Raw genomic sequence first — 26,481 nt, 5'->3', positions numbered from 1 at the left:
TGCGGGAGGAATTCCCTGGGCTGGAGAGCCCTTGCGGATGGTCCTCATGCGTTTGAGGAAAACCCGTGGCGCCTACTGGATAAAAACACCGTGCTTAGTATACAACGAAGCCGCTCCGGCGGCACGGGGCGAATGCCGGCGTTGTCAGGTGGCGACGCTGATGGAGACGAACCAGGGCGTGAAACGGCGGACGTGGATGGGCATGATGTCGCGCAGCGTATCGAGCGCTGCGTCGGTGTCGTCCAGCGGGAAGTGGCCGGATACCGGCAGGCCGCCAGCGGCCATGGACACGCGCAGCGTGCCGCTGCGGTAGGGGCGCAGGGCGGCGATCACTTCGGCCAGGGGGCGGCCGCGGGCTTCGACCCAGCCGGCTTCCCAGGCGGCTTCGGCCATGAGTTCGGCGCGCGGGGTGTCCATGCGGGCCGCGTCGAACCGGGCGCCGGTGCCGGCGCGGACGGTGCCGTGGGCCCCGGACATGGTTTCGACCTCGACCTCGTGCTCATGCACCACTACCAGGGTGCGCTGGGCTTGCTGGCGCACCATGTAACGGGTGCCCAGCGCGCGGACCGTGCCTTCTGCCGTCTGGACCAGGAAAGGGCGGCGCGCGTCAGGAGCCACCGACACCGTCACGGCGCCGTCCAGCAGGCGGACCTGGCGATACGCGGGAGTGAAGTCCAGGTTAACGCGGCTGCGCGCGTCCAGCAGCAGTTGGCTGCCGTCGGACAGCACGTAGCGGCGACGCTCGCCCGTGGCCGTGGCGGCATCCGCCGCGACGTTACCCAGGGGATAGAAGGCATTGCCCACGTAGGCGGCGCAGGCGCCGGTACCGGCGAGCGCCAGCGCGCCGGCCAGAAAACGGCGGCGAGGGGGCGCAATGGCGGGGCCGGGAGGGGCCGCGAGATGCGGGATGGCCGGGCCGGTGGTCGCGTAGCCGGCGGGATAGGCGTCGCCAAGCCGGCCAAACGTCGATCCTTCCAGCGAGCCGGTCAGCTGCTGCCAGGCGTTCTCGTGGGCTGGGTCGGCAGCACGCCACGCCAGGAAGTCGTTATAGTCCTGGGCGGTCGCCTTGCCGGAGCGCAATAACAGCAGCCAATTGATTACCTGGTCCGCCATGGGTTGTCCTTGGGCGTACTTCACTTCATGTCCCCGCAGTGCTTCAAGGGGGATCCTTTCGATGGCAATTTGTAAATAATAAAGGTTTTTTACCAAAGATTACCGGCTGATTGTCAATTCTTGACGAATCTAATGCAAAAAAAGCCGGTACTAGACCGGCTTTTGACGTGTATATAGGCAGATTGTCCGAACTTAGCGCGCCGGACGTCGGCCGAAGTCCCTAGGGCGGAAGCCAAACAGTAACAACATTCCGAAGTAGACCGCGCCGCTGGCCGCCAGCACCCCAGCCAGCCAGGCCACCCGCTGACCGGAGTGGGCCTGCAGGGCGATCCAGTCGATGCGTCCGTCCGCATACCAGAGCAAGGCCGCCAGCGCCGCCAAGGCGGGCAAAAGGCGCAGCGCGAACGCCGCCCAGCCGGGGCCGGGCTGGTAGACGCCGCGGCGGCGCAGGCCGATCAGCAGCGCCAGCGCATTCAGGCAGGCGCCCAGGCCGATTGCCAGGGCCAGCCCGGCATGCGCCATCAGAGGCACCAGCACCAGGTTCATCAACTGCGTCATGATCAGCACCCCGATGGCGATCTTCACCGGCGTGCGGATGTCCTGCTTGGCGTAGAAGCCGGGCGCCAGGATCTTCACTGCCAGCAGACCGATCAGTCCGGCAGAATAGGAAATGACCGCCAGCCGGGTCTGGCTTACGTCCTGGGCGGCGAAGGCGCCGTAGTGGAACAGGGTGGCGACCAGGCCGTCGGACAGCAGCGCCATGCCCACCGCCGCCGGCAGGCCCAGCAGCAGCACCAGGCGCAGGCCCCAGTCCAGCAGTCCGCTGTAACCGCCGTGGTCGTCGCGGGCATGGGCGGCGGACAGGCTGGGCAGCAGCACCGTGCCCAGCGCCACGCCCAGCAGCGCCGTGGGGAATTCCATCAGGCGATCGGCGAATGACAGCCAGGTAACGCTGCCCGGCGTGAGCCAGGTGGCGATGTTGGTGTTGATCAAGAGCGAGATCTGCGCGACCGAGACGCCCAGGGTGGCGGGCGCCATCTGCTTGAGGATGCGCTGCACCGTGGGGTCGCCCCAGGCCTCGCGGAACCGCAGGGTGAAGCGTGGCGTCAGGCCGAGCCGGGCCAGGGCGATCCATTGCACAGCCAGTTGCGCGACGCCGCCGATCATGACGCCGATGGCCAGCGCGTAGACCGGCACGTCCATGCGCGGCGCGAGCCAGATGCAGGCCGCGATCATCGCCAGGTTGAGCAGCACCGGCGTGAAAGCCGGCACGGCAAAGCGCCGCCAGGTATTGAGCACGCCCGAGGCGAACGCGATCAGCGACATGCAGAAGATATAGGGGAACATCACCCGCGTCATCCAGACCGCGGCGCCGAATTCGGTGTCGCGGGCGGCTCCGCGCAGGCCGCTGGCCATGGCCGATACCACCCAGGGCGCGGCGACGATGCCGATGAGGGTGATGAGCATCAGCGCCGCGGTCAGCAGCAGCGCCACGCGGTCCAGCAGGGTGCGGACTTCGGCTTCGGAACGGTTGTTGCGCGCGGCGCCCAGGATGGGCACGAAGGCCTGGGCGAAGGCTCCTTCGGCGAACAGGCGGCGCAGCAGGTTGGGAATGCGGAAAGCGACCCAGAAGGCGTCGGTGATGGGGCCGGCGCCGAAAGCGCGGGCCACCAGGATGTCGCGGATCAGGCCGGAAATGCGGGACAGCAGGGTGAAGCTGCTGACCGTGGCCGCCGAACGAAACAGGCTCATGGAAGACTACGTAAAAAGGGGGCCGGCAGGCCCCATAACCAACATTGCCCCTTGAATGGGGCAACACTTCGCCCTACGTTTTTTCTCTACGCCGGAGCGCCTTTTTCCCTTGGACCGCCTCAAGGGAAAAAGAGCCCCCTCGGGGGGCAGAGAGCCCGCGCAGCGGGCGAAGCGTGGGGGCATTATTTCGGCGGCATGCGGATGGCGCCGTCGAGGCGGATGGTTTCGCCATTGAGCATGTCGTTGGTGATGATGCTGTGGACCAGCTTGGCGTAGTCTTCCGGGCGGCCCAGGCGGGCGGGGAAGGGAATGCTGGCGGCCAGCGAGTCCTGCACTTCCTGCGGCATGCCGAAGATCATGGGCGTGCCGAAGATGCCCGGGGCAATGGTCATGCAGCGGATGCCGGTCTTGGACAGGTCGCGCGCAATGGGCAGGGTCATGCCGGCCACGCCGGCCTTGGAGGCGGCGTACGCGGCCTGGCCGATCTGGCCGTCGAAGGCCGCGACGGAGGCGGTGTTGATCATCACGCCGCGTTCGCCGGTGGGTTCGGGCGCGTTGGCGCTCATGGCCTCGGCGGCCAGGCGCATCATGTTGAAGCTGCCGATCAGGTTGATCGACACGACCTTCTGGAACAGTTCCAGCGGATGCGCGCCATTCTTGCCCACGATCTTGGCGGCGGGCGCGACGCCGGCGCAGTTCACCAGGCCAAAGAGCGAGCCCAGCTCGAGCGCGGCGGCTACGGCGTTCTTGCCGTCGGCTTCCTGGGTCACGTCGCAGTGGACGTAGCGCTGGCCCAGTTCCTTGGCCAGGGCCGAGCCCGGCTCGTCCTGCACGTCGGCGATGACGACCTTGGCGCCGTTTTCGACCAGCATGCGCACCGTGCCGGCGCCCAGTCCGGACGCGCCGCCCGTGACGATGAATACCTTGTTCGCGATTTCCATGTGTCTACCACCAGTAGTTCTAGGGATGAAAGCGGCGCGGCAGGCGCCGGATATGACTAGGCCTTCGGGGCCGGCCGGACGCGTTGCGTTCCGGTGCCAGCGCCGAAGGCCTGTGAGCCATCGAGGCGCCGATCAGCCTTGGACGGCTTCGAACAGGCGGGCCTTGATTTCTTCGACCGCGCCGACGCCGGAGATCTTGCGGTACTTCGGCGCGTCGGCGGGATTCTGCTGCGCCCAGGACGAGTAGTAGTCGACCAGGGGGCGGGTCTGGTCGCGGTACACGGCCAGGCGGTTGCGCACGGTTTCCTCGCGGTCGTCGTCGCGCTGGATCAGCTCTTCGCCGGTGACGTCGTCACGGCCTTCGACCTTGGGCGGGTTGAAGCGCACGTGGTAGCTGCGGCCGCTGGGCTGGTGCACGCGGCGGCCGCTCATGCGTTCGATGATGTCTTCTTCGGGGACTTCGATTTCCACCACGTAGTCCAGCTTGACGCCGGCGCTCTTGAGCGCGTCCGCCTGCGGGATGGTGCGGGGGAAACCGTCGAACAGGTAGCCGTTGGCGCAGTCGGGCTGCTTCAGACGGTCCTGTACCAGGCCGATGATGATCTCGTCGGAAACCAGACCGCCGGCATCCATGACCTTTTTGGCTTCAATGCCCAACGGCGTGCCCGCTTTGACCGCGGCGCGCAGCATGTCGCCGGTGGAAATCTGGGGAATGCCGAAGTGTTGGGTGAGAAACGCGGCCTGGGTGCCTTTGCCGGCGCCGGGAGGTCCGAGCAAGATGAGACGCATGAGTGCTCCTGAAGGGGTGTATTTTTTGTGATCCGGGGAATTATGCCGCAATGCAGCAGCCGATGCGGAGCCGCGCCATAGGAAATAACCCTTATATCTGCTTGCTGTAGACCAGTCGGACGCGTTCCAGATCTGCCGGGGTATCTACGCCTGCGGCAGGAGGGTTGGACGTCCGATGGACGACGATGACGTGGCCGTGTTCCATGGCGCGCAGCTGCTCCAGAGATTCGAAACGTTCCAGCGCGCCCTGCGGCAGGGACGGATAGCGGCGCAGGAACGACACCCGGTACGCGTACAGGCCGATGTGGTGCCAGGCCGGCAGGCCGTCGGCCAGCACGCGTTCGCCCGAGGCCAGCGCATCGCGGGCCCAGGGGATCGGGGCGCGTGAAAAATACAGCGCGCGGTCGTTCGCGGCGCAGACCAGCTTCACCACGTTGGGGTTGAACAGGGCCTCGGCGTTGGCCAGGGGACAGGCGCAGGTCGCGATGTCGGCCTCGGGGCTGGCTTGCAGCTTGGCCGCGACCGCGTCGATGAGTTCGGGTTCGATCAGGGGTTCGTCGCCCTGCACATTGACCACGATGGCGTCGTCAGGCAGGCCCAGTTGCTCCACGGCTTCGGCCAGGCGGTCGGTGCCCGTTGGGTGGTCGGCGCGGGTCATCAGCGCCTGCAGCCCGTGCGCCTGCGCCGCCTGTTGCACGCGGACGTCGTCCGTGGCCACATAGACGCGGGAAGCGCCGGACAGCGCCGCGCGTTCGGCGGTGCGCACGACCATGGGCTTGCCGGCGATGTCGGCCAGCGGCTTGTCGGGCAACCGGGTCGAGGCGGTGCGCGCCGGGATCAGGGCGATGAAGCTCATGCTCGGCGGTTCAGTGGGAAGCGGGGGCGTCGTCCAGCGCGCGGGCTTCCGATTCCAGCATGACGGGGATGCCGTCGCGCACAGGGAAGGCCAGGCGGTCAGCGCGGCAAACCAGTTCGGCTTGCTGCCGGTCGTGTTCGAGGCGGCCCTTGCACAGCGGGCAGACGAGGATGTCGAGTAGGCGGGATTCCATGACCGGAATTCTAAAGCAGTTTGGCGAGGGCCGGGCCGCGCGGCGCTGCCAGGCGGACGGTTTGCTAGGCCCGGACTGGCTGGCGCAGCGCCTGCGCCAGCCAGTCGAACAGTTGCGGATCGGAGAAGCCGGCGCGCACGGGCACTTCCCACAGCCGCGGATCGTCCAGGGCGGCGCATTTGATCGCGTCCTTGGAGGTGATCAGGATGGCCTCGGCTGACAGCGCCTGGAAGGGCGACTCGGCGTAATCGTGATGATCGGGCAGGGCGAGCGCGGTTTCCAGCTGGATGCCGGCGCCGCGCAGGGTGGTGAAAAAGCGTTCCGGATTGCCGATGCCGGCCGCCGCCGCGATGCGCGGCTGGCCGGCAAAGGCGGCCAGGGGGCGCGCGCCGCGGCCCGAGACCTGGCGCGTATCGTCCGGTTCCAGCCACATGCGGACTTGCCGCGGCCGGACGCTGCCCGCGGCTTGGGGCTGGCCGCCGGGGGTGCCGATGTTCGTCACGACCACGTCGACCTCCCGCAGCCGTTCGGCGGGCTCGCGCAGGGGGCCCGCCGGCAGCAGGCGGCCATTGCCCACGCCGCGCTCGTCCTGCACCACGATTTCGATGTCGCGCGCCAGCGCCAGATGCTGCAGGCCGTCGTCCGACACGATCACGTCCACCTTGGGGTGCGCCTGCAGCAGGGCCTGGGCCGCCAGGGCGCGCTTCGGGTGCACGGAAACCGGCGCTCCGGTGGCGCGGGCGATCAGCGCGGGTTCATCGCCAAAGCGGGCGGCTTCGAGTTGGCCCAGCCCGACGCGGGCGTGCGGCCCGACCTTGACGCCGTAGCCGCGGCTGACGACCCCGGGGGTGTAGCCGCGGGCCCGCAACGCTTCGACGGTGGCGATGACCATGGGGGTCTTGCCCGTGCCGCCGACGTAGACATTGCCGATCACCACGACGGGAACGGGGGCGCGGTACGAGCGGCGGGTGCCGTCCAGGTAGCGCTGGCGCTTGCGCGCCACTTCCCAGGCGGTCAGCCTGGACAGCGGCAGCAGCAGATTGGAGAGCCAGCCGCCGTGCTGCCATTGGCGCGCCAGCAGCGTCGAGGCGCGCTTGGCGGTCACCGGGTGGTCTGCGCGGCAAAGTTGACGCGGCCGATGCCAGCCAGCCGGGCGGCTTCCATGATGTTGATCACGGACTGGTGGGTGGCCTGGGCGTCGGCGTTGATGACGACCAGCGGTTCGGTCTTGCCGGCGGCGGCCTGGCGCAAGGCCTCGGCGATTTCGGGCGGCGTGGAGACGTCGATGAGCGTGCCGTTGAGCGCGTAGCGCCCGTCCTGGCTGACGGCGACTTCCAGCGCCGGAGGCGTGTCCTGTTCCATCGAGGCCTGGGGCAGCGTCACCTTCAGCTGGGTGAAGCGCGCGAAGGATGTGGTTGCCGCCAGGAAGATCAGGATGACCAGCAGCACGTCGATGAGCGGAATCAGGTTGATATCCAGCTCATCGCGCTCGCCGCGGGGGCCGCGGAAATTCATGAACGGCCCTCGCGCATGGCGGACCCGGGGGAGACGGCGCGGACCAGGCGCGACGCGGTCTGTTCCATGGCGCTGAGGTAGCCGTCCACGCGGCCGCGCAGATAGCGGTGCGCGATCATGGCGGGAATGGCGATGAGAATGCCGAAGCCGGTGTTGTACAGCGCCATCGAGATGCCGCGCGCCAGTTGCGCGGGATCGCCGCCGCCGGGGGTGTAGGAGCCGAAGATCTCGATCATGCCGACCACGGTGCCGAACAGGCCCATCAGGGGCGCGACCACGGCGATGGTGCCGATGGCGGAGATGTAGCGGCTGAGGTCGTGGGCGACGGCGCGGCCGGTATCCTCGACCACGTTGCGCAGTTCCTCGCGCGGCAGGTGGCGGTGACGCATTACCTCGGCCAGGATCCGGCCCAGCGGCGAGTTGCGCTCCAGGCGGTTGATCGCGTCGGGAGTGTCCTGGCGGTTGCGCAGCATTTCAGCCACTTGGTCGCTCAGGCCGCGCGGCATGACCAGGCCGCGGCGCAGGGAGAGGAAGCGCTCGAAGATCAGCGCCAGGCCCAGGACGGATGTCGCCAGCAGGGGCCATATCGGCCAGCCGGCCTCGCGCAGTATGGAAAGCAAAGCGTTCAACTCCCGGGGGACCGGTGCGCAAAGCGGCGCGAACCGGCATCTGATCAAGCCGAAACTGTAACGGTGCGGCGGGGGTGTGGCAAGTCGGTACGACCCCCAATCTATCCACAGATCTTGTGGATAATTCTGTGCAAAACTTCCCGGAAGTGCTTGTGGGCACAGGGCTTGCACTTGTTTGCTTCAATTTCGAGCAGCTTTGTTTTCAATAAAGTTATATAAAAATCAATGATTTAGTTCGAATTTGCTGGCTTTCGGGCCGGTTGGGGGAAATCTGCTGGGACGCGGTATGATTGCGGCCCGCTACGCGGCTCCTGTGGACAGGTACGCATCGGAAAGCCCCATGACAATTGAATCTACAGTCACAAACAACGTATTTGCGCGGGATATCCTGACGGTTGCCCAGCTGAATCAAGCTGTGGGGCAGTTGTTGGAGCGCAGCATCCCGGCGCTATGGGTGCGCGGAGAGATTTCCAACTTCACGGCGGCGGCTTCCGGGCATTGGTACTTCACGCTCAAGGACAGCCGGGCCTCCGTGCGGGCAGTCATGTTCAGAAGCCGCGCCAGTGCGGTGGGTTTCACGCCGCGGGCCGGTGATCAGGTCGAAATCCGGGCCCGCGTGTCGCTCTACGAGCCCCGTGGCGACTATCAGCTGCAGGCTGACGCCATGCGGAGGGCAGGACTAGGCAATCTGTACGAGGCGTTTCTGCGTCTGAAGGAGCAACTGGCTTCCGAAGGCCTGTTCGATCCCGCCGCCAAGCGCGAACCCGTGCGCCTGCCGCGGGCGATCGGCGTGGTGACGTCCCTGCATGCCGCGGCGTTGCGGGACGTGCTGTCGGCGCTGGCGCGCCGCGCACCCCAGGTGCCCGTGTTCATCTACCCCGCGCCGGTCCAGGGCGCGGACGCCGCCGGGCGGCTGGCCGCCCAGGTGCGCATGGCCAACCAGCGCGCCGAGGTCGATACGCTGCTGTTGGTGCGCGGCGGGGGCAGCATCGAGGATCTTTGGAGCTTCAACGACGAAGCCTTGGCCCGCGAGGTTGCGGCCAGCGCAATTCCCGTCATCAGCGGGGTGGGGCACGAGACGGATTTCACCATCGTCGATTTCGTGGCCGACGTGCGCGCGCCGACGCCGACCGCAGCCGCCGAACTGGCCTGCGTGCCGCGTTCGGAATTGCTGGGCCGGGTCATGCAGGCGGCAGAGGCCATGACGCGCGGTCAGCAGCGCCGCCTGGAACGCGCTGCCCAGCGGCTGGACCGCGCTGCCGCGCAACTGGTGTCTCCGGCCCAACGGCTCGAACATCAGCGGGAGCGCCTGAACAGCCTGCGTTTCCGCCTGGCCACCGCCTGGTCCGGTCCCCAGGAGCGCCGCGCCGCGCGCGTCAATCTGCTGACGCAGCGTCTGGCGCATCGCGTACCCGACACGGGCCGCGCGGCCGACCGGCTGGCCGGCGCGGCGCGGCAGCTCGGCCAGGCGCATGCGCGGCTGCTGGTGCAGCGGCGCAACCGGCTGGCCGCCGCCACGGCGCAATTGCGCGCGCTGGATCCGGGCAACACACTGGCCCGCGGCTACGCCATCGCGCGCGACGAACAGGGCCGCATCGTGCGGGACGGGACCGCGCTGACGGCGGGGCAGGCGCTGGACCTGAGCTTCGCGCAGGGCGGAGCCGAAGTCGCGGTCACGCGCAGCCGCGAGACGCGCGAGGCTTCCTGAAAGAGGGCGGTCGCGCGCGCTTGGGGCCGCTGTCATGAACACATGCTTCCAGTCATAAGCAGATGCGTCCCTTAACCCCGCGCGGGCGGGGGGTTAACGCGGTATCCTCAGTAGTTGCCGATACAATTGAACGGCTTGATCGTGCACTCAACAGAAGGAACCTCACATGGCACATACTCTTCCCCCCCTGCCTTACGAACTGGACGCGCTGGCTCCGCACATCTCCAAGGAAACGCTGGAGTTCCACTACGGCAAGCATCACCAGACCTACGTCACGAACCTGAACAACCTGATCCCGGGCACGGAATTCGAAACGCTGTCGCTGGAAGACATCGTCAAGAAGTCCTCGGGTGGCATTTTCAACAACGCCGCCCAGATCTGGAACCACACGTTCTACTGGAACAGCCTGGCTCCCAAGGCCGGCGGTGCGCCGACCGGCAAGCTGGCTGACGCCATCAACGCCAAGTGGGGCAGCTTCGACGCTTTCAAGGAAGCCTTCAACAAGTCGGCCGCCGGCAACTTCGGTTCGGGCTGGACCTGGCTGGTCAAGAAGGCCGACGGCTCGGTCGACATCGTCAACACCAGCAACGCCGCCACCCCGCTGACCACGGCCGACAAGCCGCTGCTCACCTGTGATGTGTGGGAACACGCCTACTACATCGACTACCGCAACGCCCGTCCCAAGTACCTGGAAAACTTCTGGGCGCTGGTGAACTGGGAATTCGCGGCCAAGAACTTCGCCTGATAGGCAAAGCCAGGCCCGCCGCGGCGTCAGCGTCGCGGCTCCTGCTGATCAACCCCTCGCGCAAGCGTGGGGTTTTCTTTTTTGTTCAGGAAAAATTCAGCCTGCGAAATCCCTGTCGATTGTCGAATTCATTGCGGGGAAATGAAGAACAAACCGGCTTTTCTTCCGGGTAATCCCTAGGTTTGCCAGCCACTATCGTTGGCCCCGGTCGGCGACTGAACCACGGGGTCCACGGCCGCGGCATGCCCGCCATAAACCGTGGTACTTACAGGGAAGGGAAGCATGTTGCGGTTATTTTCGGGTTTGCGCATCGGCGCGCGCCTGTCGGGCGCGTTTTTGCTGGTGGCGGTGATAGGCGGTGCGATTGGCGGCTTCGGGGTCTGGGGCCTGGCGCGCATCAATGAAATGAACGACCGGCTTTACGACACCGAGCTGCGCGGCATCTCGGACGTCAAGGAAGCCAACATCAATCTGATCTATGCGGGCCGCGCCCGCAACGGCTACCTGGCCGCGTCCACCGACCAGGAACGCCAGGCCCTGCGCAAGCAGTTCGACGACGCCGTCGCCAACATGGACGCGCTGCGTGAAAAGGCTGCGGCCAACTTCTATTCCGAAGAAGGCAAGCGCGCGCTGGCGCAGTTCACCGAGACCGAGCAGGTCTGGAAGCGCGAGTCCGCGGCCTTCTTCGCCGCCGCCCAGGCGCGGCCGCTGACCCAGGCCGATCCGCGGGTTGCCGAGATCGAGGCGCGCGTGATCGCTTCGTCGCAGAAGCTGGATGACCTCATGACGACCTTGGCGAAGACCAAGGAAAACGCCGCCGCCCAGACCGTGCAGAGCGGCACGGATCTGTATGAAACGTTGCGCGCCGTCATGGTCGCCCTGGCCGTGATCGGCGTGGCGGTCGGCATGTTGCTGGGCTGGCTGGTGACACGCGGCATCGTGCGTCCGCTGGAACAGGCCGTGACGGCCGCGCGCCAGGTTGCGGCCGGCGACCTGACGACCGACATCCAGGTCGCCACCCGCGACGAAACCGGCGATCTGATGGGCGCGCTCAAGACCATGAACGAAAGCCTGGCGCGCATCGTCAAGGACGTGCGCGACGGCTGTGAGAGCATCGCCTCGGCGTCCTCGCAGATCGCGCAGGGCAACGCAGACCTGTCGCAGCGCACCGAGGAACAGGCCTCGTCGCTGGAGGAAACCGCGGCGTCGATGGAGCAGCTGACCAGCACCGTGCAGCAGAACGCCAACAACGCCAGCGAAGCCGACCGGCTGGTCAACCAGGCTTCCAGCGTGGCCGTGCGCGGCGGCGAAGTGGTGGAGGGCGTGGTCCAGACCATGAGCGCGATCTCCGACAGCTCGCGCCGCATTGCCGACATCACGGGCGTGATCGACGGCATCGCCTTCCAGACCAACATCCTGGCGCTCAACGCCGCCGTGGAAGCGGCGCGCGCCGGCGAGCAGGGCCGCGGCTTCGCCGTGGTGGCGGGCGAGGTGCGCACGCTGGCGCAGCGCTCCGCAGTGGCCGCGAAGGAGATCAAGGCCTTGATCGACGAGTCGGTCACGCGCGTCGAGGGCGGCACGCGCCAGGTCGACGAAGCCGGCCGCACCATGCGCGAAGTGGTGGACAGCGTGCGCCAGGTCGCCACGCTGGTGCGCGAAATCGCCAGCGCTTCGGAAGAGCAGTCCGCCGGCATCGGCCAGGTCAACCAGGCCGTGGCGCAGATGGACACCGTGACGCAGCAGAACGCCGCGCTGGTGGAAGAGGCGGCTGCGGCGGCGGCCAGCATGCAGGAACAGGCCACGCGCCTGGCGCAGGAAGTGCGCCGCTTCAAGGTCGAAGCCGGCAGCGGATCGGCCCGTGAAGCCCAGGTCCGTCTGGTGCAGGCGGTGCCTGCGGCGCCGCGCAAGCCGGCCGCGCCGGTGGCGCGTCCCGCGCTGGCGCAGGCCTCTGACGACGACTGGTCGACGTTCTGATCCTGCGCTGTGGGCTGGCGGTCAGGTGGGAGTGGTAAGGTTAGCCACTTTCAACCGCGCCGGCTTCTGCCCATGAACCTGCCCGACCCTCTACGCCGGCTGCTGGCCGGCCCGCGCCGATGGGCGCATCGCAAGGTGCGCCAGATCAACCGCCTGTCGCGCAAGAGCGTGCAGATGGGGCTGTTGCTGGGGGGCGCCGGCCTGGTGGCGCTGATGTCGCTGGGCTTTGCCTATCTGGCCGACAAGGCGCTGGAATGGAACCGCGAGTGGGTCGCCTACAACGGCTGGCTGGCCTTGCTGGTCCTGCCGCTGAGCCTGGCGGCCTTGCGCTGGCTGACTTTGCGCTTTGCGCCCAATGCGTCCGGCAGCGGCATTCCCCAGGTCATCGGCGCCTTGTCGCTGCCGCCGGGCGCCAGCCAGAACAGCCTGGTGGCGCTGGGGCAGACTCTCTGGAAAATTCCTCTTGCGTTCGGCGGCATGCTGGCCGGCGCCTCGATCGGCCGCGAAGGGCCGTCCGTGCAGGTGGGCGCGGCCTTGATGCTGGCCTGGGGCGACTTCTGGAAACGTCGCGGCGTGCAGCTGCGCGGCTTTCACGCCAACGAACTGATTGCCGCCGGCGCCGCGGGCGGCCTGGCGGCCGCCTTCAACGCGCCGTTGGCCGGCGTCATCTTCGCCATCGAGGAACTTGGGCGCGGCACGGTGCTGCGCTGGCAGCGGCTGGTGTTGATCGGCGTGCTGGCCTCGGGTTTCCTGGTCGTGGCCGTGGTCGGCAACAACCCCTATTTCGGCGTGTTCGGCGGCGCGCCGCTGACGCATGGCATGGTGATGTGGGTGGCCATCTGCGCGGCGCTCAATGGCGCATTGGGCGGCATATTCGCCCGCCTGCTCGGCAAGGGGGCTGCTGGCAGCGCGCCACAGTCCTGGCGCGCCTGGATCCGCGCCCATCCAATCTGGACCGCCTTCATCATGGGCCTGATCCTGGCCATGATCGGGCTGGCTACCGCCGGCAGCGTCTACGGCACGGGATATGGCGTGGCCGCGGACCTGCTGTCGGGCAAGGACACTGCACCCGCGAGCTTCGGGCTGGCCAAGCTGGCCGCGACGGTCGCCTCCTATTGGGCGGGCATACCGGGCGGCATCTTCACGCCGGCCCTGACCACCGGTGCCGGCATCGGCCATCACATCTGGCAACTGGCGGGAGAGGGCGTCGACCATCGCGTGCTGGTGCTGATCTCGATGGCCGCGTTCCTGGCCGCCGCGACCCAGGCGCCGCTGACCGCCAGCGTGGTGGTGATGGAAATGACGGGCAGCCAGCCTATGCTGTTCTGGCTGCTGGTCGGCTCTCTGCTGGCTTCCGGCGTGTCGCGCCAATTCTGCCCGCAACCCTTCTACCACCTGGCTGCGGGGCGTTTCCGCCGGCAAGCCATCGTCGATGCCGGACGCGCCGCCAAGCCGCCGGCGTGAGTCCATAAGCCGCGCCCGCGCCCCGGCGCGGTGCACGGGGCGCGCACAGGCAGGGTGAACAGCCATTGGACACTGTCCGTGCAGCGGACATCCCGCAGGCGCACCAACTTGGCGCGAAAGCGCTGCGTTAAGATCGCCCGATCCGGATTTTTTCTCACTGACTTCGAGCCTCCCATGACCGTGCATGCTTTTATTTGTGATGCGATCCGCACCCCCTTCGGCCGCTACGGCGGCGCGCTGGCTTCCGTGCGCCCCGACGATCTCGCTGCCGTAGCCATCAAGGCGCTGGTGGCGCGCAATCCTGGCGTGCGCTGGGAAGAACTGGACGACGCCATCATGGGCTGCGCCAACCAGGCGGGCGAAGACAATCGCAACGTGGCCCGCATGGCCACGCTGCTGGCCGGCCTGCCGATCGAAGTGCCCGGCGCCACCGTCAACCGCCTGTGCGGTTCGGGCCTGGACGCCATCGGCGGCGCTGCCCGCGCCATCCGAGCTGGCGAAGCCGGCCTGATGCTGGCCGGCGGCGTGGAAAGCATGAGCCGCGCGCCCTTTGTCATGGGCAAGGCCGACAGCGCGTTCTCGCGCAATGCCGCGATTTACGACACCACCATCGGCTGGCGCTTCATCAACAAGCTGATGAAGGCGCAATACGGCGTGGACTCGATGCCCGAAACGGCCGAGAACGTCGCCGACGATTTCAAGATCAACCGCGAAGACCAGGATCTGTTCGCGCTGGCCAGCCAGCAGAAGACCGCGCGCGCGCAGAAGGAAGGTTTCTTCGACACCGAGATCGTGCCGGTGTCGATCGCCCAGAAAAAGGGCGACCCGATCATCGTCAGCAAGGACGAGCACCCGCGTGAAACCACGCTGGAAGCGCTGGCCAAGCTGAAGGGCGTGGTCCGCGAAGGCGGCACCGTCACCGCCGGCAACGCCTCGGGCGTCAACGACGGCGCGGCTGCGCTGCTGCTGGCCGACGAAAAGGGCGCCGCCCGCCATGGCCTGACCCCGCGCGCCCGCGTGGTCGGCATGGCCACGGCCGGTGTCGCGCCGCGCATCATGGGCATCGGCCCGGCGCCCGCCACGCTGAAGGTGCTGGCCCAGACCGGCCTTACGCTTGCGCAGATGGACGTCATCGAACTGAACGAGGCGTTTGCCGCCCAGGGCCTGGCCGTGCTGCGCCAGCTGGGCATCGCCGACAACGACCCGCGCGTGAACCCCAACGGCGGCGCGATCGCCCTGGGCCATCCGCTGGGCGCCAGCGGCGCACGCCTGGCCACCACCGCGATCAATCAGCTGCACCGCACCGGCGGCCGTTACGCGCTGTGCACCATGTGCATCGGCGTGGGCCAGGGCATCGCGCTGATCATCGAACGCGTGTAATCGCGCTGGCGCGCAGCGGCTTGCTGCGCGCAGGAACGAAAAGGGAGCCTGCAGGCTCCCTTTTCATATCCGCCGGCGGTTCGCCTCAGGGCAGGCCGTCCAGCTTCTTGCCGGCCTTGATGCCGTGCTGTTCGAACCAGCCCTGGGCCATTTCCAGCGCGTAGCGCACCGGCTTCTTGGCGCAGTGTGGGTCTTCGGTCTGCGGCGCCATGTCTTCAATGTTGACGATCGTGCCATCGTCGGCGATAAAGGCAATCGAGAGCGGAAGGATGGTGTTGCGCATCCAGAAGCACTGCACGTCGGGCTGTTCGAAGACGAACAGCATGCCGTCGTTGCCGGGCAGCTCCTTGCGGAACATCAGGCCGTCGCGGCGGGTCGCTTCCGTGTTCGCGACTTCTGCGCGGATAATATGGATGCCGGCCGAAAGCTGGGTGGTGGGCAGCGGGGCTTGCGGTCCGGTTTGCTGTGCGCTGGCCGCCAGAGGCAGGGCCATGGCGATGGCTGCCAGGGCTTTCGGCAGGAAGTTTCTGAAGAACGCTGTCTTGAACAACGTGAGGCTGACAGGATTTAAAACGGCGTTCTTGGGCATGACCTGGCGCAATGAATGAAAAATAACAAGGCGGGGCTCGAAAGCCCCGCCTGAATAATGGCGCAACCTTACCGTTGCGCTTTAAGGGTAACTCAGGCAGCTGTGATATTAAGCGCCTGTTTGCCTTTGGGCCCCTGGATAATCTCGAAGGCCACTTTCTGGCCTTCCTTCAGGGTTTTAAAACCATTCATCTGGATGGACGAAAAATGGGCGAACAGATCTTCACCGCCGTCGTCGGGCGTAATGAAGCCGAACCCCTTTGCATCGTTGAACCATTTGACGGTGCCCGTCGATTTGGGATTGTCCCCTTGGACGGCGGTTGCGGTCGTATCAGACATGCGGACTGCCTCATTGAATCGTATGTTGACGAAGGGCATCGCGGCCTAGACCCCTGTCCCCCCTCCGGCTTCCTGGCAGATTTTCGGTGCTTTGAAAACCCCAGAATGCGTGGATAATGCGCCGCTTTTCTTTGCGGCGTCAAGTATGGAAACTACGCATTTCTACGTGTAATTTTCCGTAAGTTACACGCTAGCCGTCCCCCGTTTAAATAGAATAGCGGCCCTATGAGTTCTACCTTGGATACCCAGCATGATTTGGCCGTCGAGAAGGCTCCGGCGCGCGCCGCGCCGCCTCCGATGTACCAGGTCCTGCTGCTGAACGACGACTACACCCCGATGGAGTTCGTCGTGAAAGTACTGCAAAAGTTCTTCAATAAGAATCACGAAGAGGCTACGAGGATCATGTTGCAGGTGCATCACGAAGGGCGTGGTGTATGCGGGGTTTATCCCCGGGACCTCGCCGCCACGCGCATCGCGCAAGTGGCCCAATACGCACGGGCGCGCCAGCACCCCCTGCAATGCGTGATGGAACCCGTCTGAACCCCAGAATCAATGCGCCGCCTGTCATGGCGGCGTTGTGTTGTCCGGTTATTTTGTTTTGACAAGCAGTATCCGCGTACCCGAGAAGCGCGCGGAATGATCAGGTCGGCAGCTCCGCCGCTTAGGAGCGGTGCGTCTGCATTTGAGTAAGCGGGAGATTTACCGTGAGTGGAAAGATAAGCAAGGCCTGGCTGGCGACAGCCGGGGTCGTTGTATTGGCCGGCGCCATCGGCGTGGGCTGGTGGATGGGCAAGGAACGTCAGCCCGCCAATCCGGCGCCAGCCGACGTGTCGCAGCCTGCTGCCCCGGCGGGCGGCGGAGATGCCAAGCCGGCATTGCCCGCCAGCGCGGTGGTCGGCGCGGCCGACCCGTTTGCCGCGCTTTCCTGCCAGCCGCGCCAGTACAACGATACGCTGGCGCTGGCCGTGACCTTCACGCAGCCGGTGGATGCCAAGTCCGACCTGGACAGCTTTCTGCAGGTGACGGACACGGGTTCGGCCTCCGACAAGGACAGCGAATCGGCCGCCAGCAACGGTGACCAGCCCGCCTCGGTCCGGCCGGGCGACTCGGCGCCCAAGGGCAAGATCCTGAAGGGCAACTGGGTGGTGGGCGACAACCCCCGCATGGTTTATTTCCCCTACGTGCAACCGCAGCGTTCCTACGCAATCTCCGTGCGTGCCGGGCTGCCCGGCGCGGGCGGCATCAAGCTGGCGGAAGCGTCGAATTGCGAGGTGAACACGCAGGCCATGCCGCCGTCGTTCTATTTCGCCAGCCGCGGCGTGGTGCTGCCGGCCGGCCAGAATGGCGGCCTGCCCGTGGCCACGGTGAACGTGTCCGAAGTGGACGTGCAGTTCCTGCGCGTATCGCCTGAGCGCGTGCCTGAACTGTTCGACACCGTGCTGGGCATCGGCCGCAGCACCGGCTCTGGCGAAGAAGAAGACAGCAGCGACGAAGATGACAACTGGCGCTATTCCGACAACCGCAGCCTGAAGGGCTCGGTCAGCAACTGGGACCTGGACCGCCTGAACTCGCTGACGACCAGCGTCTATCAAGGCCGCTTCGTCACCGACGACAAGCCCAACCGCCGCCATGTCACGTTCCTGCCGGTCGAAGGCATCAAGGAATTGCAGGAACCCGGCATCTACATCGCGGTGATGAGCCAGCCCGGCCGTTTCCGCTACGAATACCAGGTGACGTATTTCTACGTCAGCGACATCGGCCTGCACGCGCGCCGCTACAGCGACCGCATCGAAGCCTATTCGGTATCCCTGAAGAGCGGCACCGCCATCTCGGGCGCCGTGTTCGAACTGGTGGACGGCGCCGGCAAGTCGCTGGCCAAGGCCGCGGCCGACGGCCAGGGCCATGTCCGCTTTGACGGCAGCTTCGCCAATGCGCGCGTCATCCGCGCCTCGCGCGACAAGGAAATGACGGTGCTGGCCCTGGGCGAACCCGCCCTGGACCTGTCTGAATTCGACACGGGCGGCCATGTTTCCCGCCCCAACAACCTGTTCGTCTACGCTGGCCGCAATCTGTACCGCCCCGGCGAAACCTTCAACGTCTCGGTCCTGCCGCGCGATCTGGACGGCCGCATGCTGGCGCCGTCGCCCCTGACCGCGACCATCAAGCGCCCCGACGGCCGCACGGTGCTGAGCACCCTGTGGCAGCCCCAGAAGGATCTGCCCGGCTATATCGAGCGCAGCATCGACCTGCCGCTGGATGCGCAGACCGGCACGTGGCTGCTGGAACTGCGCGTGGACCCCGCGTCGCGCGCGCCGGACGCGTCCTGGAAGTTCCAGGTCGAGGAATTCCTGCCTGAACGCATGAAGATGGCGCTGACCTCCGACCAGGAGGTGCTGTCGCCGGAGGAAACGCTGACTGTCGACGTGCAGGGCGACTATCTCTACGGCGCGCCCGCCGCTGGCAACCGCCTGCTGTCCAGCTTCCAGGTCAAGCGCGACCGTTTTGCGCTGCCCCAGCAATGGCCCGGCTTCATCTTCGGCGACGTTGCCGACGATGCCCGCCGCCATTTCGAAGAGCTGCCCGAAACGGCCCTGGACGACAAGGGCCGCGGCCAGCTCGAGGTCGATCCGCGCACCGGCGGCACGCGTTCGCCGATGAAGGTGCGGGTGTCGGCCAGCCTGCTGGAATCCGGCGGCCGTCCGGTGGTGCGCTCGATCGAGCGCAGCGTCTGGCCCGCCGACCGCCTGATCGCCGTGCGTCCGCAATTCGACGGCGACGTAGCCCGCGAAGGCGCGCCTGCCGGGTTTGAAGTGCTGCGCGTGGATTCGCAGGGCAAGATTGCGCCGCTGGCGCAGGCGCAGATGCGCCTGTACCGCGAAGACCGCCAGTACTACTGGCGTTTCGACGACCAGCGCGGCTGGAACAGCGGCTACACCGAAACCGAGGAATTGCTGGATTCGCGCGAGATCGCGCTGAACGACCGCTCCCAGCTGACCGTGCCCGTGAAGTGGGGCCGCTACCGCCTGGAAATCGCCGATCCCGAAACCGGCCAGACCCTGCGCTACCGCTTCTACGCGGGCTGGAACGCGCAGGACTCCGACGCCATGGGCAATCGTCCCGACCGCGTGCAGATGAAGCTTGAAGGCGTGCCGGCCAAGCCGGGCGACACGGTCAAGCTGACCCTGACGCCGCCGCATGACGGCCAGGCGCTCATCACCGTGGAAGGCGACCGCATGCTGTGGTCCACCTGGGTGGCCGTGAAAGCGACGGGCACGCAGGTCGAGATCCCGGTCGACAAGAGCTGGAAGCGACACGACCTGTACATCGCCGCCGCAGTGTTCCGTCCCGGCAGCGAAGGCGACCGCGTGACGCCGGCGCGCGCGCTGGGCCTGACCTTCCTGCCCATCGCCAGCGCTGACCGCAAGCTGGACGTGAAACTGACGGCGCCGCCCAAGGCGGTGCCAGAGACCAAGGCGACCGTGCGCGTCAAGGTGGACGGCGCCCAGGGCAAGCAGGCCACCGTGACCCTGTCGGCGGTGGACGTGGGCATCCTCAACATCAACCAGTACAAGACCCCCGATCCGCTGGACTACTTCTTCGGCAAGCACCGCTACGCGCCCGAATTGCTGGACATGTACGGCAAGCTGATCGAGAAAATGGACGGCACGAAGGGCAAGCTGAAGTGGGGCGGCGACGCCGCCATGCGCGGCGACAGCAAGAGCCTGCCCAAGAAGGTCAAGCTGGTGGACCTGTTCTCCGGTCCGGTCAAGCTGAACGAGCAGGGCGAGGCGGACATCCCGCTGGACCTGCCTGATTTCAACGGCACGCTGCGCCTGATGGCCGTGGCCTTCACGCCCGACAACTACGGCAGCACCGACACCGAAATGGTGGTGGCGGCGCCCATCGTGGCCGAGCTGAACACGCCGCGCTTCATCACCCCGGGCGACCAGGCCGCGATTGCGCTGGACGTGACCAACCTGAGCGGCGCCGAGCAGAAGGTGACGGTCAAGCTGGAAGCGCTGGACCCGCTGGCCATCGTCGACGGCGTCAAGACCGTGACTCTGAAGGACAAGCAGCGCACCACGCTGCGCTTCACCGCCACCACCACCGGTTCGTACGGCCTGGGCCTGATGCGCCTGACCGTCGACGGGCAGGGCGGCGGCAAGCCCTTGCGCATCGTGCGCGAATCGGTGCTGCAGGTGCAACCGGCCTACGCGGCCGAGCGCCAGGTGCGCCGCCTGCGCCTGAATCCGGGCGAAGCCAACGCGCCGCAGGCGTCGTGGGTGGCGTCCTACTACCCGGACTCGACCACGGTCAGCATGACGGTATCGAACCGTCCGCCGATCAACGTCAATCGCCTGGTCGAAGGGCTGCTCAACTATCCCTACGGCTGCACCGAGCAGACCATCAGCGCGACCCTGCCGTGGGTCATGCTGGATGAGGCCGCGGCCAAGCAGTTCGGCCTCAAGCCGCGCACCAAGGCCGAGCGCGACGCCAAGGTGGCCGGCGCGATCGGCCGCCTGGCGGGCATGCGCAACGCCGTCGGTTCGTACAACCTGTGGAGCAGCTCTTCCTCGCGCGATGTGTGGCTGACGGCCTACGCCGTCGGCTTCATGCAGGACGCCCGCGACAACGGCTTCGAAGTGCCCGAGGCATCGCTGGACCGTTCGCGCCAGTGGCTGCTGGAGCAGGTGCAGCAGAGTTCGGGCGCGTTCGGCACCTGGTCGGCCAACCTGAAGCGCGGCGTCGAATCCGGTCGCTACGACTCCAGCGACGCCAACATCCTGCGTGAGGACCATCGTCGCTTCGCCGGCCTGGCCACTGCCGCATTGGCGCTGGCGCGCGACAAGAAGGCGCCGCTGTCCACGGTGCGTCAGCTGTACGACAACTACCAGGAGCGCGCGCGCTCGCCGTTGCCGCTGATCCAGCTGGCGGCCGCGTTCAAGCTCATGGGCGACGAAGGGCGCATGAAGAGCGCGCTCGACCAGGCCGTGGCGCGCGAGTACGGTCTCAACAATCGTCGCAACTCCGGCTATTACGACGAATGGCTGGGCGACTACGGCAGCGGCGTGCGCGACTACGCGCTGGCCTTTGCGATCGCGGACAAGTACGAGCTGCGCCATGAGCGCCTGGACAACCTGCTGACGCAGCTGGCCAGCCGTCTGGGCAACCGTTCGTACCTGTCGACGCAGGAACAGATGTCGCTGTTGCTGGCCGCCCGCGCTATGGGCGGCGACAAGGCCACGCCCTGGTCCGCCACGTTGACCGTCAACGGTTCCACCAAGGCGCTCGCTGGAGGCACCAGCGACCAGACCGTGTCGCTGTCGGCGGCCGACCTGGCCGGCGTGCAGTTGCTGAACACCGGCAACCAGTCCCTGTTCGTCGAATACGACATCCAGGGCAGTCCGACCACCACGCCTGCGCCGCGCAATGACGTGATCCAGCTCAAGCGCGGCTGGTACCGTCCGGACGGCCGCCCGTGGGATGGCGGCAGCCTGCAGACCGGCGACATGCTGGTGGTGTGGGTGCAGGCCAGCGCCAACCAGAACATTCCGGATGGCTTGCTGGTGGACCGCGTGCCGGCGGGTTTTGAAGTCGAAAACCTGAACCTGTCGCAAAGCCCCGAGATGCAGGAATGGACGATCGGCGGACGCCGCGTGGCCGAAGCCATGTCCGATCCCAACATCAAGCACCGCGAGTTCCGCGACGACCGCTATGTGGCCGCGGTGTCGCTGGGTCGCGGCAAGGTGGACGTGTTCTATCTGGTGCGCGTGGTGACGCCGGGCCGCTATGCGGTGCCGTCGACGGTGGCCGAAGACATGTACCGGCCTGAAATCCGGGGCGTAGGCGAGCAATGGAGCACGGTAGAGATCCGCGACCGCGGCGCCAAGCGTCCTTGAACCCCGCCGCCACCCCGGTGGCGGGCGCCTCGCGCGCCCGCCGCTGGCGGCGGCGAGGAATCTTCGCGGCCAGCGCGTTGTTTGCGCTGGCCGCGTTGTTATTCACGCTGGACCGCCTCTATCCCTTGCCGCCCGTGGATTCGGGCGGCGCCGCCGTCGTCGTGGCCGCCGATGGTACGCCGCTGCGCAACTATCCCAGCCGCGACGGCATCTGGCGCTATCCGGTCAAGCCCGACCAGGTGTCCGAGCGCTATCTGGAAACGTTGCTGACCTACGAGGACCGCTGGTTCTACTGGCACCCGGGCGTCAACCCGGTGGCGATGGCGCGCGCCGGCTGGCAGTGGGCCACCAACCGCCGCATCGTGTCGGGCGGGTCCACCCTGACCATGCAGGTCGCGCGGCTGATCGATCCGGAACTGGCCGGCAAGCCCTCGCGCTCGATGTCGGCGAAGCTGCGGCAGGCCTGGCGCGCCATCCAGCTGGAAATGCACTACAGCAAGGACGAGATCCTGTCGCTGTATCTGACCCACGCCCCCATGGGCGGCATCGTCGAGGGCGTGGAGATGGGCTCGCGCCTGTGGCTGGGCAAGCCCGCCCGCGATCTGAGCCCGGCCGAAGCGGCGATGCTGACCGCCTTGCCGCAGGCGCCATCGCGGCTGCGGCCGGATCGTCACCCCGAGGCCGCGCAGGCCGCGCGCGACAAGGTGCTGGACCGCATGGTCGAACTGGGCCGCTGGACCCCGGCCGAGGTGGCCGACGCCAAGATCGAGAACGTGGTTGCGCCGCCGCTGCGCGCGCGCTGGCTGGCGCCCCTGGCCGCGCAGCGGTTGCTGCAGGAGGCGGGCAGCCAGCGCAAGGCGGGCCGGCGTCCTGGCGAGCGGCCCGCGGTGGTCACGTCCACCCTGGACGCGGACATGCAGGCGGCGGTGGAGCGCATGCTGCAGGATCGGGTGGACAGCCTGCCGCCTAAAGTGTCGATGGCCGTGTTGGTGATGGACAACGATACGCTGGAGGTCAAGGCCTATGCCGGCTCCGCCGATTTCTCCGACGAAAGCCGGGCGGCCCACGTGGACATGGTGCGCGGCGTGCGTTCGCCGGGCTCCACGCTCAAGCCTTTTCTGTATGCGCAGGCGCTCGACGAAGGCCTGATCCACTCCGAAAGCCTGCTGATCGACGCGCCGATGTCGTTTGGCGGCTACGCGCCGGGCAACTTCCAGGCCGCGTTCGCCGGCCCGATCAGCGTCGCCCAGGCTCTGCAGCGTTCGCTCAACGTGCCGGCGGTGGATCTGCTGGACCGCGTCGGGCCCAGCAGTTTCGCCTCGGTCATGCTGGCCGGCGGGGTACGGTTACGTTTGCCCGCGGGCGCGGAACCGAATTTGAGCTTGATTTTGGGCGGGGGCGGCACCACATTGGAAGAACTGGTGGGCGCTTACCGGGCCCTGGCCCGCGGCGGCGTCTCAGGGCGGCCCCGGCTGCGGCCGGAGCAGCCGCGGGTCGAGTCCCGTATGATGAGCCCTGGGGCGGCCTGGATCGTCCGTGACATTCTGGAGAGCGGCGGCCATCCCGACCGGCCGTTCTACCAGTCGGGCAGTCCGGCGCGGCAGCTGGCCTGGAAAACCGGGACGAGTTTCGGATTCCGGGACGCCTGGGCCGTTGGAGTGACCGACAGGTGGACGATGGGCGTTTGGGTCGGCCGTCCGGACGGTACGCCCAACCCCGGATTTTTCGGGGCCAACGTGGCGGCGCCGCTACTGCAGGATATCGTGGCGGCCTTGCCCGAAGGCGCTCAGCAGGTCCGCGTCAGGCCCGAAACGGTGCAGGCCGCGGTGACATGCTGGCCCCTGGGTTACAAGCTCGGCAGCGTGCCGTCCGGCGAATGTCCGGAGCAGCGCGCGGCCTGGGTGCTGAATGAAACGGCGCCGCCGTCCTTTGCCGGCTACGCCGACGCCTCGCGCGGACCGTTGCGTCTGGGCGGCGTGGCCAGCGGCTCGGTGCTGCGGCCCGTGCCGGGCGGGCGCGAAGTGGCGCTGGATGTGGATGTGCAGGGAACTGAAGGCGAAGTATGGTGGATGCTGGACGGGCGCGTGGTTGGCCATGGCGCGTCGGGTCATCCGTTTAAATTAGTGTTGGCCATGGACGGCCGGTATACGCTTACCGTCATGGATGCGCAAGGCCGCCACGACAGAGTGGTTTTTGAAATCTCTGGCGTTACGCCATGATCGGCATAGAATATGAATCGTGTATTTGCCCGCTTCGATGCGTTACGGAGGAAGCGTGATTTCTCAAGAGCTTGAAGTCAGCCTGCATATGGCTTTCGTCGAGGCCCGTTCGGCCCGGCATGAATTTATTACCGTCGAGCATCTGCTGCTCGCGTTGCTCGACAACGCTTCGGCCGTTGAAGTGCTGCGCGCCTGCGCCGCGAACCTGGACGACCTGCGCCGCAATCTGCGCCAGTTCGTCTCGGAGAACACCCCGGTGATCCCGAGCGGCGCCGAGGTCGACACGCAGCCCACGCTGGGATTCCAGCGCGTGATCCAGCGCGCCATCATGCACGTATCCGCGGGAGGCACCGGCAAGAAGCCGGTTACCGGCGCCAATGTGCTCGTGGCCATTTTCGGCGAAAAGGATTCGCACGCTGTGTACTACCTGCAACAGCAGGGCGTGACGCGGCTGGACGTCGTCAATTTTCTGTCGCATGGCATTACCAAACAGCCCCAGGTGGAGTCCGCCGCCGTGCAGAAAGAGCAGCAGACCAATGGTGAAGAGCAGGGCGAATCGCGTCAGTCGCCGCTGGACCAGTACGCCACCGACCTGAACGCCGCCGCGCTGGCGGGTCGCATCGATCCCCTCATCGGGCGCGAGCACGAAGTCGAACGCGTGATCCAGGTGCTGTGCCGCCGCCGCAAGAACAACCCGTTGCTGGTCGGCGAGGCCGGCGTGGGCAAGACCGCGATCGCCGAAGGCCTGGCCTGGCGCATCACGCGCGGCGAAGTGCCCGAGATCCTGCAGGCCGCCCAGGTCTTTTCGCTGGACATGGGCGCCTTGCTGGCGGGCACCAAGTACCGGGGCGATTTCGAGCAGCGCCTGAAGGGCGTGCTCAAGCAGATCCGCGGCAACCCCGACGCCATCCTGTTCATCGACGAAATCCATACGCTGATCGGCGCCGGTTCGGCTTCCGGCGGCACGCTGGACGCGTCCAACCTCTTGAAGCCCGCCTTGTCTTCCGGGCAGCTCAAGTGCATCGGCGCGACCACCTACACCGAATACCGCGGCGTCTTTGAAAAAGACCACGCGCTGTCGCGCCGCTTCCAGAAGATCGACGTGGCCGAGCCCAGCGTCGAACAGACCGTGCAGATCCTGCGCGGCCTGAAGAGCCGCTTCGAAGAGCATCACAGCGTGCGCTACTCGTCCGCCGCCCTGTCGGCCGCGGCCGAACTGTCGGCGCGTTTCATCAATGATCGCCATCTGCCGGACAAGGCCATCGACGTGATCGACGAGGCCGGCGCCGCGCAGCGCCTGTTGCCGCGTTCGCGCCAAAAGAAGGTGATCGGCAAGGTGGACATCGAGAACATCGTGTCCAAGATCGCGCGCATCCCGCCGCAGTCCGTCTCCAACGACGACCGCAGCAAGCTCGCGACGCTGGACCGCGACCTGAAGACCGTGGTCTTCGGCCAGGACAACGCCATCGAAGCCCTGTCCGCCGCCATCAAGATGGCGCGCTCGGGCCTGGGCAAGCCGGAAAAGCCGATCGGCGCCTTCCTGTTCTCCGGCCCCACCGGCGTGGGCAAGACCGAGGTCGCGCGCCAGTTGGCGTTCACGCTGGGCGTGGAGCTGCTGCGTTTCGACATGTCCGAATACATGGAGCGGCATGCGGTGTCGCGCCTGATCGGCGCGCCTCCGGGCTACGTCGGTTTCGACCAGGGCGGCCTGTTGACCGAGGCCATCACCAAGCAGCCGCACTGCGTGCTGCTGCTCGATGAAATCGAAAAGGCGCACCCGGATGTGTTCAACATCCTGCTGCAGGTCATGGACCACGGCACGCTGACCGACAACAACGGCCGCAAGGCGGACTTCCGCAACGTCATCCTCATCATGACGACCAACGCGGGCGCTGAAACCTTGAACCGTCCGTCGATCGGCTTCGCGAATTCGCGCGTGGTGGGCGACGAAATGGCGGAAATCCGCCGCATGTTCACGCCCGAGTTCCGCAACCGCCTGGACGCGATCATCCCGTTCGCGCCGCTGGACCGCGAAATCATCCTGCGCGTGGTGGACAAGTTCCTCATGCAGCTGGAAGACCAACTGCACGAGCGTCGCGTGGAAGCCATCTTCACCACGGGGCTGCGCGAGCATCTCGCCAAGGAAGGGTTCGATCCGCTCATGGGCGCACGCCCCATGCAGCGTCTCATCCAGGACACCATCCGCCGCGCGCTGGCCGACGAGCTGCTGTTCGGCAAGCTGGTCGATGGCGGCACGGTTACGGTCGACCTGGACGAGGAGGGCAAGGTCAAGCTGGACTTCGACGAGAACGGCAAGCCGCCCTCGTCGGATGCGCCTGACAAGCAGGAAGTCGAACTGGTCGATTAAGGCTCTCA

At 66.8% G+C, this 26,481-nt stretch carries 20 protein-coding genes; 9 read left to right on the top strand and 11 right to left on the bottom strand.

Translation table 11 applies throughout. From position 1 onward, the window contains the following. Window positions 1–144: 144 nt before the first annotated feature. The 9 genes from IB268_RS24195 to IB268_RS24155 all read right to left on the bottom strand — a co-directional run bounded on the left by IB268_RS24195 (window position 145) and on the right by IB268_RS24155 (window position 7,779). The gene (locus tag IB268_RS24195; protein ID WP_175163563.1) at window positions 145–1,113 is read right to left on the bottom strand and encodes a FecR domain-containing protein; all 969 of its coding nucleotides are present in this window, start codon (window positions 1,111–1,113) and stop codon (window positions 145–147) included. A gap of 192 nt (window positions 1,114–1,305) precedes the next feature. Further along, on the bottom strand, window positions 1,306–2,865 hold the full coding sequence (gene murJ / locus IB268_RS24190; RefSeq protein ID WP_054452384.1) for a murein biosynthesis integral membrane protein MurJ: 1,560 nt from the start codon (window positions 2,863–2,865) through the stop codon (window positions 1,306–1,308). A 182-nt stretch (window positions 2,866–3,047) separates the two neighbouring features. After that, entirely contained in the window at window positions 3,048–3,806 is a 759-nt protein-coding gene (locus tag IB268_RS24185) for a 3-hydroxyacyl-CoA dehydrogenase (RefSeq protein ID WP_054452382.1), read from the bottom strand. Window positions 3,807–3,938: 132 nt separating this feature from the next. Beyond that, window positions 3,939–4,595, bottom strand: a complete 657-nt coding sequence (gene adk / locus IB268_RS24180; RefSeq protein ID WP_054452380.1) for an adenylate kinase — start codon at window positions 4,593–4,595, stop codon at window positions 3,939–3,941. Between the two features lie 91 nt (window positions 4,596–4,686). Continuing rightward, entirely contained in the window at window positions 4,687–5,451 is a 765-nt protein-coding gene (kdsB, locus tag IB268_RS24175; protein ID WP_192354914.1) for a 3-deoxy-manno-octulosonate cytidylyltransferase, read from the bottom strand. A 10-nt stretch (window positions 5,452–5,461) separates the two neighbouring features. Continuing rightward, window positions 5,462–5,644, bottom strand: a complete 183-nt coding sequence (locus tag IB268_RS24170; protein WP_054452377.1) for a Trm112 family protein — start codon at window positions 5,642–5,644, stop codon at window positions 5,462–5,464. Between the two features lie 64 nt (window positions 5,645–5,708). Continuing rightward, a complete protein-coding gene (gene lpxK / locus IB268_RS24165) occupies window positions 5,709–6,749 on the bottom strand; it encodes a tetraacyldisaccharide 4'-kinase (RefSeq protein ID WP_192354913.1) in 1,041 nt (346 codons plus the stop codon). After that, complete coding sequence (locus IB268_RS24160) at window positions 6,746–7,159, bottom strand: biopolymer transporter ExbD (RefSeq protein ID WP_054452373.1); 414 nt, start codon at window positions 7,157–7,159, stop codon at window positions 6,746–6,748. Before IB268_RS24160 ends, lpxK begins: the two co-directional genes overlap by 4 nt. Further along, window positions 7,156–7,779, bottom strand: coding sequence for a MotA/TolQ/ExbB proton channel family protein (locus tag IB268_RS24155; protein WP_054452372.1), 624 nt, complete (start codon window positions 7,777–7,779; stop codon window positions 7,156–7,158). The genes IB268_RS24160 and IB268_RS24155 overlap by 4 nt, the downstream gene beginning before the upstream one ends. 349 nt (window positions 7,780–8,128) lie before the next feature. Between IB268_RS24155 and xseA the strand changes: the two genes are divergently transcribed. From xseA to pcaF, 5 genes are all read left to right on the top strand, one after another. Then, complete coding sequence (gene xseA, locus IB268_RS24150) at window positions 8,129–9,496, top strand: exodeoxyribonuclease VII large subunit (RefSeq protein ID WP_054452371.1); 1,368 nt, start codon at window positions 8,129–8,131, stop codon at window positions 9,494–9,496. A gap of 166 nt (window positions 9,497–9,662) precedes the next feature. Continuing rightward, window positions 9,663–10,241 carry a superoxide dismutase [Fe] gene (gene sodB, locus IB268_RS24145; RefSeq protein WP_013394768.1) on the top strand — a complete coding sequence of 193 codons (579 nt, stop codon included), beginning with the start codon at window positions 9,663–9,665 and terminating at the stop codon, window positions 10,239–10,241. A 282-nt stretch (window positions 10,242–10,523) separates the two neighbouring features. Then, window positions 10,524–12,215 carry a methyl-accepting chemotaxis protein gene (locus IB268_RS24140; RefSeq protein WP_175162969.1) on the top strand — a complete coding sequence of 564 codons (1,692 nt, stop codon included), beginning with the start codon at window positions 10,524–10,526 and terminating at the stop codon, window positions 12,213–12,215. A gap of 72 nt (window positions 12,216–12,287) precedes the next feature. Next, the gene (locus IB268_RS24135; RefSeq protein WP_054452367.1) at window positions 12,288–13,679 is read left to right on the top strand and encodes a chloride channel protein; all 1,392 of its coding nucleotides are present in this window, start codon (window positions 12,288–12,290) and stop codon (window positions 13,677–13,679) included. Window positions 13,680–13,853: 174 nt separating this feature from the next. Then, window positions 13,854–15,059 carry a 3-oxoadipyl-CoA thiolase gene (gene pcaF / locus IB268_RS24130; protein WP_054452365.1) on the top strand — a complete coding sequence of 402 codons (1,206 nt, stop codon included), beginning with the start codon at window positions 13,854–13,856 and terminating at the stop codon, window positions 15,057–15,059. Between the two features lie 85 nt (window positions 15,060–15,144). Here the strand turns inward: pcaF and IB268_RS24125 are convergent, their stop codons facing one another. Next, entirely contained in the window at window positions 15,145–15,552 is a 408-nt protein-coding gene (locus IB268_RS24125) for a DUF192 domain-containing protein (protein ID WP_119449368.1), read from the bottom strand. A 188-nt stretch (window positions 15,553–15,740) separates the two neighbouring features. Continuing rightward, on the bottom strand, window positions 15,741–15,986 hold the full coding sequence (locus IB268_RS24120; RefSeq protein WP_006220277.1) for a cold-shock protein: 246 nt from the start codon (window positions 15,984–15,986) through the stop codon (window positions 15,741–15,743). 225 nt (window positions 15,987–16,211) lie between these two features. On the opposite strand from IB268_RS24120, the gene clpS reads away from it, so the two are divergent. The 4 genes from clpS (at window position 16,212) to clpA (ending at window position 26,473) form a co-directional block, all read left to right on the top strand. Then, window positions 16,212–16,526 (top strand): ATP-dependent Clp protease adapter ClpS, encoded by a 315-nt coding sequence (clpS, locus tag IB268_RS24115; RefSeq protein ID WP_006383989.1) that lies wholly within the window; start codon window positions 16,212–16,214, stop codon window positions 16,524–16,526. 164 nt (window positions 16,527–16,690) lie between these two features. Continuing rightward, the gene (locus IB268_RS24110) at window positions 16,691–21,886 is read left to right on the top strand and encodes an MG2 domain-containing protein (protein ID WP_370540035.1); all 5,196 of its coding nucleotides are present in this window, start codon (window positions 16,691–16,693) and stop codon (window positions 21,884–21,886) included. Then, complete coding sequence (gene pbpC, locus IB268_RS24105; RefSeq protein WP_175162975.1) at window positions 21,883–24,105, top strand: penicillin-binding protein 1C; 2,223 nt, start codon at window positions 21,883–21,885, stop codon at window positions 24,103–24,105. The genes IB268_RS24110 and pbpC overlap by 4 nt, the downstream gene beginning before the upstream one ends. A 55-nt stretch (window positions 24,106–24,160) precedes the next feature. Further along, window positions 24,161–26,473 (top strand): ATP-dependent Clp protease ATP-binding subunit ClpA, encoded by a 2,313-nt coding sequence (clpA, locus tag IB268_RS24100; RefSeq protein WP_175162976.1) that lies wholly within the window; start codon window positions 24,161–24,163, stop codon window positions 26,471–26,473. Window positions 26,474–26,481: the final 8 nt, after the last annotated feature.

Source organism: Achromobacter sp. ACM01 (assembly GCF_014851745.1).
GTDB lineage: Bacteria > Pseudomonadota > Gammaproteobacteria > Burkholderiales > Burkholderiaceae_B > Achromobacter > Achromobacter aegrifaciens.
This window is presented reverse-complemented; position numbering and strand designations above follow the sequence as displayed.

Excerpts from the sequence above, each read along its gene's own strand:
- IB268_RS24185 (WP_054452382.1), bottom strand. The coding sequence starts at position 3,806 with ATGGAAATCGCGAACAAGGTATTCATCGTCACGGGCGGCGCGTCCGGA.
- IB268_RS24195 (WP_175163563.1), bottom strand. The coding sequence starts at position 1,113 with ATGGCGGACCAGGTAATCAATTGGCTGCTGTTATTGCGCTCCGGCAAG.
- IB268_RS24140 (WP_175162969.1), top strand. The coding sequence starts at position 10,524 with ATGTTGCGGTTATTTTCGGGTTTGCGCATCGGCGCGCGCCTGTCGGGC.
- murJ (WP_054452384.1), bottom strand. The coding sequence starts at position 2,865 with ATGAGCCTGTTTCGTTCGGCGGCCACGGTCAGCAGCTTCACCCTGCTG.
- IB268_RS24125 (WP_119449368.1), bottom strand. The coding sequence starts at position 15,552 with ATGGCCCTGCCTCTGGCGGCCAGCGCACAGCAAACCGGACCGCAAGCC.
- IB268_RS24120 (WP_006220277.1), bottom strand. The coding sequence starts at position 15,986 with ATGTCTGATACGACCGCAACCGCCGTCCAAGGGGACAATCCCAAATCG.
- IB268_RS24135 (WP_054452367.1), top strand. The coding sequence starts at position 12,288 with ATGAACCTGCCCGACCCTCTACGCCGGCTGCTGGCCGGCCCGCGCCGA.
- pcaF (WP_054452365.1), top strand. The coding sequence starts at position 13,854 with ATGACCGTGCATGCTTTTATTTGTGATGCGATCCGCACCCCCTTCGGC.
- xseA (WP_054452371.1), top strand. The coding sequence starts at position 8,129 with ATGACAATTGAATCTACAGTCACAAACAACGTATTTGCGCGGGATATC.
- adk (WP_054452380.1), bottom strand. The coding sequence starts at position 4,595 with ATGCGTCTCATCTTGCTCGGACCTCCCGGCGCCGGCAAAGGCACCCAG.
- IB268_RS24170 (WP_054452377.1), bottom strand. The coding sequence starts at position 5,644 with ATGGAATCCCGCCTACTCGACATCCTCGTCTGCCCGCTGTGCAAGGGC.
- sodB (WP_013394768.1), top strand. The coding sequence starts at position 9,663 with ATGGCACATACTCTTCCCCCCCTGCCTTACGAACTGGACGCGCTGGCT.
- clpS (WP_006383989.1), top strand. The coding sequence starts at position 16,212 with ATGAGTTCTACCTTGGATACCCAGCATGATTTGGCCGTCGAGAAGGCT.
- IB268_RS24160 (WP_054452373.1), bottom strand. The coding sequence starts at position 7,159 with ATGAATTTCCGCGGCCCCCGCGGCGAGCGCGATGAGCTGGATATCAAC.
- kdsB (WP_192354914.1), bottom strand. The coding sequence starts at position 5,451 with ATGAGCTTCATCGCCCTGATCCCGGCGCGCACCGCCTCGACCCGGTTG.